This is a genomic window from Marinitoga sp. 38H-ov, from assembly GCF_011057715.1.
Lineage (GTDB): Bacteria > Thermotogota > Thermotogae > Petrotogales > Petrotogaceae > Marinitoga.
This window is the reverse complement of sequence record NZ_LNGH01000015.1, coordinates 60,818-73,914: the sequence shown is the minus strand read 5'-3', so window position 1 is coordinate 73,914 and position 13,097 is coordinate 60,818. Positions and strand designations below refer to the sequence as shown.

General features: G+C 27.4%; 12 protein-coding genes and 1 riboswitch. Of the genes, 2 read left to right on the top strand and 10 right to left on the bottom strand.

Annotated features, from left to right (window positions below):
* Positions 1-339: 339 nt before the first annotated feature.
* Positions 340-449: riboswitch (TPP riboswitch) on the bottom strand.
* Positions 450-699: 250 nt separating this feature from the next.
* Positions 700-1,284 (top strand): TetR/AcrR family transcriptional regulator, encoded by a 585-nt coding sequence (locus AS160_RS05285; RefSeq protein ID WP_165145953.1) that lies wholly within the window; start codon positions 700-702, stop codon positions 1,282-1,284.
* A gap of 25 nt (positions 1,285-1,309) precedes the next feature.
* Complete coding sequence (locus tag AS160_RS05280; protein ID WP_165145950.1) at positions 1,310-2,755, top strand: radical SAM protein; 1,446 nt, start codon at positions 1,310-1,312, stop codon at positions 2,753-2,755.
* A 48-nt stretch (positions 2,756-2,803) separates the two neighbouring features.
* On the opposite strand, the gene AS160_RS05275 is transcribed toward AS160_RS05280, so the two are convergent.
* The 10 genes from AS160_RS05275 to AS160_RS05230 form a co-directional block, all read right to left on the bottom strand.
* Entirely contained in the window at positions 2,804-4,021 is a 1,218-nt protein-coding gene (locus AS160_RS05275) for a HAMP domain-containing sensor histidine kinase (protein ID WP_165145947.1), read from the bottom strand.
* Positions 4,022-4,203: 182 nt separating this feature from the next.
* Complete coding sequence (gene cysS / locus AS160_RS05270) at positions 4,204-5,598, bottom strand: cysteine--tRNA ligase (RefSeq protein ID WP_165145944.1); 1,395 nt, start codon at positions 5,596-5,598, stop codon at positions 4,204-4,206.
* Positions 5,592-7,049: a glutamate--tRNA ligase gene (gene gltX / locus AS160_RS05265; protein ID WP_165145941.1), complete on the bottom strand. Its 1,458-nt coding sequence runs from the start codon at positions 7,047-7,049 to the stop codon at positions 5,592-5,594. Before gltX ends, cysS begins: the two co-directional genes overlap by 7 nt.
* A 1-nt stretch (position 7,050) precedes the next feature.
* A complete protein-coding gene (locus AS160_RS05260) occupies positions 7,051-7,587 on the bottom strand; it encodes an NUDIX hydrolase (protein WP_165145938.1) in 537 nt (178 codons plus the stop codon).
* A gap of 1 nt (position 7,588) precedes the next feature.
* Complete coding sequence (locus AS160_RS05255; protein WP_165145935.1) at positions 7,589-8,698, bottom strand: fused response regulator/phosphatase; 1,110 nt, start codon at positions 8,696-8,698, stop codon at positions 7,589-7,591.
* Complete coding sequence (locus AS160_RS05250) at positions 8,676-9,092, bottom strand: cytidine deaminase (protein ID WP_165145965.1); 417 nt, start codon at positions 9,090-9,092, stop codon at positions 8,676-8,678. The genes AS160_RS05255 and AS160_RS05250 overlap by 23 nt, the downstream gene beginning before the upstream one ends.
* Positions 9,085-10,404, bottom strand: a complete 1,320-nt coding sequence (locus AS160_RS05245) for a hemolysin family protein (protein ID WP_165145932.1) — start codon at positions 10,402-10,404, stop codon at positions 9,085-9,087. Before AS160_RS05245 ends, AS160_RS05250 begins: the two co-directional genes overlap by 8 nt.
* Before the next feature lie 16 nt (positions 10,405-10,420).
* Positions 10,421-11,305 (bottom strand): YitT family protein, encoded by an 885-nt coding sequence (locus AS160_RS05240; RefSeq protein ID WP_206528108.1) that lies wholly within the window; start codon positions 11,303-11,305, stop codon positions 10,421-10,423.
* 3 nt (positions 11,306-11,308) lie between these two features.
* Positions 11,309-12,454, bottom strand: coding sequence for a molecular chaperone DnaJ (dnaJ, locus tag AS160_RS05235; RefSeq protein ID WP_346774424.1), 1,146 nt, complete (start codon positions 12,452-12,454; stop codon positions 11,309-11,311).
* Positions 12,451-13,086, bottom strand: a complete 636-nt coding sequence (locus AS160_RS05230) for a nucleotide exchange factor GrpE (protein ID WP_165145926.1) — start codon at positions 13,084-13,086, stop codon at positions 12,451-12,453. The genes dnaJ and AS160_RS05230 overlap by 4 nt, the downstream gene beginning before the upstream one ends.
* Between the last annotated feature and the right edge of the window lie 11 nt (positions 13,087-13,097).

Here is a 13,097-nt window from a genome sequence, read left to right as displayed (position 1 = left end):
AAAACTAGTTAGAAGTATTTATTATATGCTTAAAAATAATTCATCCTATAATCCTATTGAATTATCTCAATCTTCTAAAAAAATGGTGTTTTTAAAGGATGATAGTAATAATCAATAATAATAATTAAGCGTTTACAATTAACAAAACAACTAAATAATTCTAATTTTTGCACCATGTGCATAATATTTGTTTTACTCTTTTTTCTATCTGTATTATTCTGAATTCTTGTTATTTTTCATCTTTGTTAATTTTCATTGTTTTTTTATTTCCCTCTTGACTTATTACCGGAGACTAAATATATAATTAAATAATATAAAAAATGCCTTCCGGCAAGGAAGGCATTTTTTATTCCGCTCTCCCTACGCCGGTATTATCCGGATCAGGTGCTGGGGTCTAAGGTTTCCACCTTAATCTCAGCTCCGGAATAGGAGCTCCCCCGGCGGTCATGATTTTAATATATTATATATTATTATCATAAAATATGTAATTATACTTAAGTTACAAATTAATTAAGAATACTCAAATTTTTTGACTAACTAGTCAGTCAGTAAAACAGTTGTTAAAAATTTCATTATATCTATTTTTAAACAAATTATGTACTGACAGTTCAATTTTATGACTTATTATGTCATATTTGAAACTATTTGTAAAAAGTATTATAATATAGTTGACTAACCAGTCAGTCAAGAGGTGATAATATGGTATCAGATACAAAGAATAAAAAACTTATATATAAAGAAAAAAGAAGAAAGGAAATTGCAGAAAATGCTTTAGATTTAATATTATCAAAAGGACTTTCCAATTTTACAATGGATGAAGTTGCAAAAGAAACTGGTGTTTCAAAAGGAACATTATACTTGTATTTTGATAGCAAAGATTCTCTAATAATAACAGCATTTGGTATATTAGTGGAAAGATTAAAAAATTATATTGGAAAGCTCATTCCTAAGGAAACATCAAAAGAAGAAAAAGCTAAAGCTATTATTAAACTATATTCAAAAATAATAAAAGAATTTCCTTCTGATGATCTTTTAAGGCTTTTTGAAATATTAATTAATTCAATTCATAATAAAAAAAGAATTAAAGAATTAGTTGAATTATTTCACGAATATTATTCTCAATTATTTGAGCTTTGGTCAGAATTTGTTCCAAATAAAACTATAGCTATTATATTACAGGCTATGATTGATGGTATTGGTATTTATAAATCTGTAGGAGTTGATTTTGAAGAAGGAGAGTTATGCCCATCTTTGGAATTCATTATTGGAAAAATAATTTCTTAAATAAATTTTAAAAGGAGGGATTTATATGAAAATCCTTGACAGTATGAAAGCTATGATGATGAAACAATCCGCAAAATTAGTAACTAACGTTGTAAGGAATGCTGAAGTTGAAGATTTAGCTAAATTATTAAGAACTTTAGCTAATTTTGCTAAAGAACCTGCAAAAAGTGGTTTAAGAAAATTGGCTGAAGGTGCAGAAAACAGAGATCCTATGTTAGTAAATTGGTCTAATACATTTAAAAAGGCTAATCCAAAAGTCGTAGAAAAAATCATTAATAATCTTATTATAAACGAATTTGCTGTTGGCGAAAAAGTAAGACAAGAAAAAATGCATGAATATGAGGCGGTTTTACCAAAACTAGCTGTTATTAGTCCAACATATGCATGTAATTTAAGATGTGTAGGTTGTTATGCCGGATTATATGGACATAAATACCAATTATCCAAAGATGAATTATTTAGTGTAATTAGACAATTTAATGATTTAGGTATATATTTCTTTGTAATCACTGGAGGAGAACCATTTATATATCCACATTTGTTTGAAATGCTTGAAGAATTTAATGATTCATATTTTATGATTTATACAAATGGTACCTTAATAGATGAAGAAAAAGCTAAAAGATTAGCAGAATTAGGTAATGCTACATTATCTATTTCAGTTGAAGGTTTTGAAGAAATGACTGATTGGAGAAGAGGTCAAGGTGTATTTAAAAAAGTATTAAAAGCTTGGGAATTATTAACAAAATATGGTGTAATATATGGAGCTTCAGTTACAGCAACTAGAAAAAATCACGAACTAATTATGAGTGATGAATTCTGGAATTTCTTAAAAGATAATAATGTATCTTATGTTTGGATTTACCAATTTATGCCTGTTGGTATGGATCCAACCATGGATCTTGTTCCAACTCCAGAACAAAGATATCAAAGATTTGAAATAACAGAAAAGAAAAGATTAGGTGGAGAATTTGCATTTGTTGCTGATTTCTGGAACCATGGTTTCTTAACTCATGGTTGTTTAGCTGCTGGAGCAAAATACTTGCATATTAACGCTAAAGGTTATGCAGAACCTTGTGTATTCCAACAATTTGCTGTAGATAATATTAGAGAAAAATCTATTATTGAAATAATAAAATCTCCATTCTTTGAATCATATAAGAGAACAATTCCATATTCAAATAATTTATTTAGACCTTGTCCTATTATCGATAATCCAAAAGTATTTAGATCTATGGTTAAAAAATTCAATGCTATTCCTCAACATCCTGGAAGTGAAAAGGTTATTACTGAATTAGCACCAGAAATTGATAAATTAGCAGATGGTTGGAAAACATATGCTGATAAGTTATGGTATGAAAAAGGTTATGCAGAAAAATATCCTTCCAAAAGAGGAGTATACAATTACGAAACAAGAATGAAAAGATATGCAAATAACGAAGAAAAATTAGCTTTAGATAAAAAAGGATAATATAAAATCCCCAGAAAGTTTCTGGGGATTTTATTAGCAGTTTAATATTTATATATGTTGTGGAAATCTTAATTCGAAAATTGTTCCTTTACCTAATTCTGATATAACATTAATTCTACCTTTTAACTGTTCAATTAACTTCTTAACAATCGCTAATCCCAATCCACTACCTGGTTTGTTTTTAGAAAGTCTAACAAATGGTTTAAATATTTCACTTAATTTTTCTGTTGGCATTCCTGGTCCACTATCTTCAACAATAATTATATATTCTTTTGTTTTCTCATCAAAATTTATTTTAACATTAACATATCCTTCGTCAGTATATTTAATAGCATTTCCAACAATATTTACTAAAATTTGTTTCATTTTAATTGGATCAGTTTCTATCATTTCTGGAATATTTTCTCCAAATTTTATATTTAACTCTACTTCCGGTGATAATTGAGGTTCAACTATTGATATTGATTCGTAAATTAAAAATTTTAAATGTAACTCTGTTATATTTATTTCCTCTTCTCTATTTAGCTTATTAAATGTTGATAAATCAGATATTAACGAATTCATATGCTTTGAACTTAAATATATTTTTCTTACTAAATCTATTATTTCATCCTTTGATAAATCATTTTTACTTCTTAAAATACTTTCTGCATATCCTAATATAGCTGTCAAAGGAGTTCTTACCTCATGAGTTATAAAACTTAAATATATTTTATTTAATTCATTAGCATTTTTTTCTTCATCTCTTAAAGCCTTTAAAGTTAAAAATGTTGATGCAAAACTTCCAAATATTTTTAATGATTTTTTAGCAGTTTCACTAAACATATTTAAATTGAAATTATCTATATATATATGCCCTTTTATTTTATTTCCAACTTTTAACGGGTAGGCTAAAGTTATCATTTTTTCATGCTTTTCATGTAGCATAAATACACTTTCTTTAAAAATTTGTGACGGGCTTCTATATTCCTCAAACGAATCTATTTCAAGTATATCTTCTCTATCTATATATTTATATATATAGGAATCTTCTAAAGGAACTATTAAATTTTCTATAATATTTTCATTATAATTATATCCAGCTACTGCTTTGTATAAAGTGTTATCTATAAGCCAAATGGTCCCAGCCTCTGCTTCAGGAATACTTTCCACTGCAACAGATAATAATTTTTTCATAAATTCTTTTTCATTTTCTTCTCCTGTAAATTTGGTGGATAATTCAGCCATCAGTTCAAAATTGGATAAAATATCATTTTCACAATTCATTACCCTACCTCCATTTTTTCTATTTCTTTACAATTATAACACATTTTTTATACTTGTCAAATCATTAATGAAGAATTTTTCATGAGCCATAATTGCAATAACAAAGTTATAGTAAATTTTCTATTTTTAAGATGTTACTCATATATAAAAAATAACCCCCAACTTTTAGTTGGGAGTTTTTTTTATTGTATTTCGTATTTTGTTCCGTCAGGAGTATCTTTTAAAATAATTCCAATATCTTTCAATGTATCTCTAACATAATCACTTAATTGGAAATTTTTTTCTTTTCTTAAAGCATTTCTAACATCAATTAATAGATTCATTAATTCTTCAGTTTTTAATTCTTTTTCTTCTTTTGTAGGTAATTCAAAAATTCCTAATATTGGACCAAATTCATTTCTTATTAAATGATATGCTTCTAATACTCTTTGTTCATTATTTTCATCAAAAGCTTTATTTAATTCATTAACTAAATCAAATATTAAAGCTATAGCTTTAGGTGTATTAAAATCTAATGATAAATATTCTATAAATTCTTTTATTTTTTCTTTCATATAATCAGATTTTGGTATATATGGAACATGAGAATTATATTTTTCTTCTACTCTTTTTAATGAATCATTTACCCTCTTAACAGATTTTTTTTGCGCATTTAATCCTTCTTCTGTAAAGTCTAAAGGTGTTCTATAATGTTTTGATAAAATGTATGTTTTAATTGTATCAGCATCATATACCTTTACTAATTCTCTAACTAACCATATATTACCAATAGATTTAGACATCTTTTCTCCAGAAAATCTAATCATACCATTATGCATCCAATATTTTGCAAATGTTTTTCCATGTCTAGCTTCTGATTGAGCTTTTTCGTTTTCATGATGTGGAAATACCAAATCATTTCCACCAGCATGAATATCGAATGTATCTCCTAATAAACAATTGGACATTACTGAACATTCTATATGCCAACCTGGTCTTCCTTTTCCCCATGGACTTTCCCAATATGGTTCTCCTTCTTTAGCAGCTTTCCATAATGTGAAATCCAAAGGGTTTTTTTTCTTATCTGATATTTCAATTCTTGCACCGGAAATCATATCTTCAGGATTTCTATGGGATAATTCACCATATTTTTCAAACTTTGAGACATCAAAATATACATCTCCAGCCGATTCATATGCAAATCCTTTATTTATAAGATCTTCTATAAATTCTATTATTTCTGAAACATAATTAGATGTTTTAGGATGATAATTAGCAGCTCTAATTCTTAAGTTATATGAATCCTTCCAATATTCAACTATATACCTTTCTGCTATTTCTTCAAAAGGAACTCCCTCTTCATTAGCCTTATTAATTATCTTATCATCAATGTCAGTAAAGTTTTGAACCATTGTTACTTTGTAACCTATATATTCCAAAAATCTTCTGAATGCATCAAAGACAATCATAGGCCTAGCATTACCAACATGAATTAAATTGTATATTGTTGGACCACAAACATACATTCTCACATGATTTTTTTCAATAGGTTCAAAATCAACCAGTTCACCTTTTAATGTATCAAATATTTTTACCATCTTGCCACCACTCTTTCCAGTCTTTGTAAAACCCTATTCCTACCTATTAAATGAATAGTTTTTACTAAATCCGGACCTTCAAAAGAATCTGTTAATATTTTTCTTAAAGACATATAAAATGGCTTTTTCTTAGGTTTCGCTTCTTTCATAGCTTCTTTTATATTTTTTAATATAGTTTCTACTTTCCAATCTGGATCATTTAAAATCTTTTCATATATTGATTTAATTGTATTCTTAACTCCATCTTCATCTAAGAATGATTTTAACTCTTCATTTTCTAAATCAGCATCAAAATCCTTTAAGAATATTTCCAATTTATCTGGTATTTGAGATAAATCTTCTACTGATTCCCTTACAATATCTACAGCTTCTGTTACCCATTTCTTATTATTTTCAAATTGTTCTTCTGTTAATAATCCTTTTTCAAGTATAAATGGTTTTGATAATTTTACTACTCTATCTAAATTAGCTTGTCTAATATATACACCATTCATCCATTTTAATTTTTCATTATCAAAAATTGCAGGACTAGAATTTACTCTGTTTAAATCAAAGTTCTCTATCATTTCTTCCAAAGTCATTATTTCCTTTCCTTCTGGATGTGACCAACCTAACAATGCTAAATAATTTACTAATGCTTCTGGTAAATACCCCTTATTTCTAAATTCTTCTACTGATGTTGCTCCATGTCTCTTTGATAATTTCTTTCCATCAGGACCTAATATCATTGAAACGTGAGCAAATTCAGGAACCTTTACACCAAAAGCTTCATATAATGCAACTTGTCTTAATGTATTTGATAAATGATCATCGCCTCTAATTACATGTGTAATTTCCATTGTCATATCATCTATAACAACTGCATAATTATATGTAGGTAGTCCATTACTTCTCATAATAATAAAATCACCAATCGCACCTTCGCCAAATGTTACTGGCCCTTTAATTAAATCATTAATTGAAAATGCTTTCCTTGGCATTTTAAAAAATACTACTGGATTTAATCCTTTTTCAGCAAATTCTTTTTTTCTTTCTTCTGTATTATATGGTTCTAATAATTCATATGAATAATGTGGTGGTTTACCTTCTTTAGCTAATTTTTCTTTTATTTCTTCCATTTCTTCAGGATAAACATATGAATAATATGCTTTACCTTCATTAATCAACTTTTCTGCCATTTGATTATATATATATGTTCTTTCACTTTGTCTATATGGTCCATATTCTCCTTTTACATTAGGCCCCTCATCCCAATCTAATCCTAACCATGTTAATGCTTCAATTAATTGATCTTCTGATTCTTTTGTCGACCTTTCTATATCAGTATCTTCAATTCTTAAAACAAATATACCATTGTATTTTTTCGCAAATAAATAATTATATAATGCAGTTCTTGCTCCACCTACATGTAAATAGCCAGTTGGACTTGGTGCAAATCTTACTCTAACCATTTTATATCCCTCCTAATAATTTTGCTCTTGTATATGCTGCTATAGTTTTAGCATCTGTAATTTCATTTTTTAATATCATATTTTCAAATTCTTCTATTTTTATTTTTTTTACTTCCAAAAACTCATCTTCATCTAAATTCATCTCAGTATTTTCAAAATCTTTTGCTAAAAATAAGTGAATAACTTCATTAGAAAAACCTGGTGTTGTGTATATATATCCTAAATATTCCCATATTTTTGCCTTTTTCCCTATTTCTTCTTCTAACTCTCTTTTTCCGCATTCCAAAGGTTCTTCACCTGGTTCATCGAATTTCCCTGCCGGAATCTCTAATAAGCTATTTCCTATTGGAAATCTATATTGTTCAACTAAATATACATATTCATTTTCTACTGGCAATACAGCAACAGCTCCTGGATGAACAACATATTCTCTTGTTGATTCTTTACCGTTTGGCAATTCAACAATACTTTTTCTAACATCCAATAATACTCCAGAAAATATTTTTTCTTCTTTAATTTGTTTTTCTTCTAAATGCATATTATTGCCTCCTAAATTTTAATGCTAAAACGGTTACATCATCATTTGGATAATTAAAATCCAAATAAAGATTAATCATATTTCTTATATTATTAATAACTTCTTTAGGACTACTATATTTTTTCTCAGATATAACATTGTATAATGATTTTTCATCAAAATCTTTTATCTCTATTAAACCATCTGTATATAATAATATTATAGTGTCATTATCTATTTTCTTATTATGAATATGTATATTATCGTTATTAATTAATCCAACCCCTAATGGAAAATCTGTTTCAATATCTATTTCTACTTTATCCTTTTTTAAAAAAATTATTTCTCTGTGAGCCATATTAACATATTCTATCTCATTATCAAATATAATAGAAAATATTCCCGTAAAATATCTTCCATCAAAAAAATGTTCTTTTGTTTTTTCTTCTAATTTTAATATTATATCTTTTAAATTTTTTTCTTCTTTAACTATTTGTTCTATCTCCTGTTTTACTATAATAGATAATAATGCTGAGGTAACTCCATGACCAGATATATCATATATATATACGAAAAATTTATTATCATCTAACGGTATTATATCCAACATATCTCCAGATGTATAATGCGATGATACATATATATAGTCAAATATAATATCACCAATTTTTTTATTTTTTGGTAATAATCCCTTTTGTACTATCCTTGCAATTTTTATATCTTTCTCATAATTTTCTAAAGTATCCTTTAATTTTTTTTGAATTATGTAAAATTCATGATGCTTTTTAATTCTAATTATTAATTCATATGGATTTGTTGGCTTTATTAAATAATCTGAAGCACCAGATTTAAATGCTTGTTCTTTTATTTCATTATCCCTTATAGTTGTTAAAAATATTATAGGTATATCCTTATTAGATAAACTTTTACAAAGAGTAATTCCATCAATTTCCTGCAAATTCTGCTCTAATATGACAATATTTGGCTCATTATATTGAGCCATTTTTAACCCTTCTAATCCATTTGATGCTTCATACACCTCAATTTCTTTATCTAAATCACTATTTAATAATATTTCTTTTAAATATGATCTTTGTTCAACATTTCCATCAACTATTAGTATTTTTATCATCTAATTCTTCTCCAGAAAAACCATAAGGAAGAAGATCTTCAACACTCATCTCTTTAAAATCTTTTTTCAAATTAGTAAGAATTACTTCATCAACTCCAAACTCCGCAATAACCTGCCTACAAGCTCCACACGGACTAATAGGTTTATCTGTATCTCCTATAACTACCAATGTTTCAAAATCTTTTTCGCCATCTGATACAGCTTTAAATATAGCCGTCCTTTCAGCACACATTGACAAACCATATGATGCATTTTCTATATTTGTTCCTGTATATATTTTCCCACTTTTTGTCAATAATGCAGCTCCAACTTTAAACTTTGAATATGGAGAATATGATTTATTCATTGCATCTTTAGCCTTTTTATATAACAATTCAAATTTTTCATCATTTATTTTCATTAAAATCCTCCTTAACAGTTATTTTAACCTTATCTATTTTATTTTTTGAAACGGAAACTATTTCAAAAATTACTCCTTCAAGAGCTATTTTCTCTCCAGCTTTTGGAAATCTTTCAAACTCTTCTAATAATAATCCACCTATAGTTTCAAAATCCGTTTCTGGTAATTCTAAATCCAATTCTCTTTCAATATCGTTTATAGGTGTTGTACCATTTACTAAATATGTCTGTTTCCCTAGTTTAACTATATTTATTTCTTCTGATACAATATCATATTCATCTAATATTTCACCCGTTAATTCTTCCAAAATATCTTCTAATGTAACTAAACCAGCAGTCCCTCCATATTCATCTACTACAATGGCCATATGAGTATGTTTTTCTAAAAATAATTTCATAACATCTCTAACTTTCATAGTAAGAGGGATATATTCCACTTTATGCATTAAATTTTTTATATTTAATTGTAATATATCTTCTTTCATTCCTTCTTTTTCAATTATTTTGAATAAATCTTTAGCATAACATACACCTATTATATTATCAATTGATTCTTTATATATTGGAATTCTTGAATATCCTTCTTCGTTGATTAATTTAACAAAATCATCTAAATTTTCTTCTTCGGAAATAGCAACAATATCAACTCTTGGTGTCATAATTTCTTTAACTGAAATTTCTTTTAATTCAAGGCCTCTTTTCATAATAAACTTTTCGTCTTTTTCGATAACACCTTCTTCGTGACCAATATCAAGATAATTAATTATTTCATCTTCTGTTATAAACGGAGCCTCACTAATTTTTTCCCCACCAAATAGTTTTATAAAAAAGTTGGAAATATTGACTAATAACCATACTATAGGTTTTAATATATATGTTAAAAATGAAATAACAGGAAATACTATATTAAAAAATTTTTCTGTATTTTCTCTAGCATATACTTTAGGGGTTATCTCACCAAAAATCAAAATAATTAATGTTAATAATCCAGTAACTATACCTACAACTCTACCCGTATTACCAGGTACTAACTCTATAATAAAAGCTGTAGTTAACGATGATACTAAAATATTTACCAGATTATTCATTACTAATATAGTAGTTAATAATTGATTAGGATGCTGCAAAAAATGATGTAATTTTTCCCTCACATTTTCATTATCTTCATTTTCAATTAAATCTTTTACCTTCAATCTACTCATTGAAGTTAATGCAGTTTCTGATGCTGAAAAAAACGCCGATAGAAATAACAATCCTATAATTTCTACAATCATTACAATTATCTGCTGATAACTGGGGTCTTCCACAATTCATCCTCCTTATTTATCTTAATCTTTTAAATCCATAACCTAAGGTTTCTGTATTTGGTAATATGTTAACAAAAGCATTTTCATCAATATTTCTTATAATCCTTCTTAATTCACCCAATTCTCTTCTAGTTAATACAACCATTAAAACATTTTTTTCTTTTAAAGTATATCCACCTTTTCCATCTATAATTGTTACACCTCTATCTAAATCTTTTAATATTTTCTCTTTAATTTTATCACATTTTTCACTTATTACAAAGACTGTTCTTGTTGATTCAAAACCTTCCACTACTGTATCAATCATTTTAGAAGTAACAAATATTGTTATAACACCATACATTGGAACAATAGGATTTATCAAAAATGCAGATGCTGTAACTAAAGAATCAACTAACAATAACCCTTTCCCCGAGGATATATGAAAATACTTATTGATAATTAATGCTATTATGTCAGTTCCACCTGTAGATGCATTTCTCCATATTACCAGTCCTATTCCTATTCCTGTTAATACTCCACCATATATCGCACTAATCAATAATGGATCCATATTATAACTATTATTTAATAATAATTCTTTCATCATTTTATCTAAATGCAAAACCTGTTCAAAATAATCAATTAAAACAGATAAAAGTCCTGCCGCATAAATACTTTTAAATCCAAATCCTATACCCAATAGCCAAAAACCTAAGGTAAATAAGAAAACATTATACACAAGCATTTGAAGACCTAGCCACCATCCAAATAAACTTTTTAAAACTATAGCTAAACCACTAACTCCGCCAGCTACAATTGAAAATGGATCAAGAAACAAAACTATACCCAAAGCAGTTAATATAGTTCCAATAGTAATAATAAAATAATTAAACGCCTCTTTTTTAATTTTTTTTACCAATTTTTATTCCCCCAATTTCTTAAGTTTTGCAATTTCCTTTAATAATTTTCTTTCTCTCAATCCCGGTTTCTTAAATTTAACATTAATTTTAACATATAAATCTCCATATTTACCAGTTCTAAAATCAGGCAACCCTTGACCTTTTAATACAAGAACTGTACCTGGGTTTGTTCCCTCAGGAATCTTTAATGTCGTTTTACCATTTAATAAATTTAACTCTAATGTATCTCCTAATAAAGCTTGAATATAATCTATATCAACTGTAGTTTCTAAATTGCTACCTTTTCTAATAAACCTTGGATGATTTTTAACATTTACCTTTATAATCAAATCTCCTGCGGGGCCACCATTTTTACCATCATTCCCTTTACCAGGTATCCTAAATGCATATCCATCCTCAACACCAGCTGGAATATTTATATCTACTTTTTCCCTTATTATTACCTTACCACTTCCATGACACACATCACATCTTTCACTTATTATCCTACCCTCACCATTACATGTAGGACATTGATAATTTCTTACAAATACACCAAAAAATGTTCTCTCTTCCTCTTTTATAGTTCCAGTACCATTACATCTAGGACATGTTGTAAAACTAGTCCCATTTTTCGCACCTGTACCTTTACATGATTTACATTCAGTATATCTATCGTATTCAATATGTTTTTTTATATCATTTAATACATCTTTTAAATCTACAGTAATAGAAAAGAATTTATCTTCACCCTTTACAGGCGGTTTAGAGGTTCTTTGTCTTCTTTTGGAAGACGAACTTCCTCCCATGAACATATCAAAAATATCAGAAAAAGGACTTCCAGAATCTCCAAAGTTGCCAAAATTACCAAATAAATCTTCAAATAAATCTTCAAATCCTCCTCTTCCACCTTGGTTTGGTGGTGGCATACCATTCTCTGGAACAAATCCAAATCTATCGTATAATGATTTCTTTTGAGGATCACTTAATACTTCATATGCCTCTTGAATTTCTTTAAACTTTTCTTCTGCTTCTTTTTTATTCTCTTGATGTCTATCTGGATGCCATTTTTTTACTAATTGTCTATATGCTTTTTTTATTTCTTCTGGAGACGCGTCTTTTGAAACTCCTAATATTTTATAATAATCTTTTTTTTGGTTCAATACTATTCACCCCTTTCTTCGTTTGTTACATCATCATTTCCATTATCTTCTTTTTTTATAGGTTTTATAGCTACTTTTACCTTAGCTGGTTCTAATATTTTACCTTCGAGTTTTATTCCCGGTGATTCTAAACTAAATACATGATACTCTTCAACCTCATCTGTTTCAATCCTTTCTATAGCTTCATGTTCAAAAGGATCAAACTTATCATTTTTATTTGGCGTTATAAATTCTATTCCTATATCTTCAATTGTTTTAACTAACGATTTATATACCATTTCTACACCTTTAGCAAAAATATCAAGATTTTCTTGATTATTCATAACTATACTAAAGTTTTTATATATTGGAAGTATTTGCTTAATAATATTTTCCTTTGCTTCCTTTTTTATTCTCAGTTTTTCTTTTTGTACAATATCTTTATAATTTTCAAAATCCACTTTTAAATTTACTGCGTAATTTTTTATTTTTTCATATTCTTCTATTTTCTTTTCATATTCTTCTTTTATTTTTTCCTTTTCATCTTTTTCTTCTTCGAGTTGTTTTTTTAACTCTTCTATTTCGTTCATTAATTTTTCCATATCAGTATCTAATTCTTTCTCTTTGTTTTCTATATTATCTATATTCTTTTTTGGCATTATAATCCCTC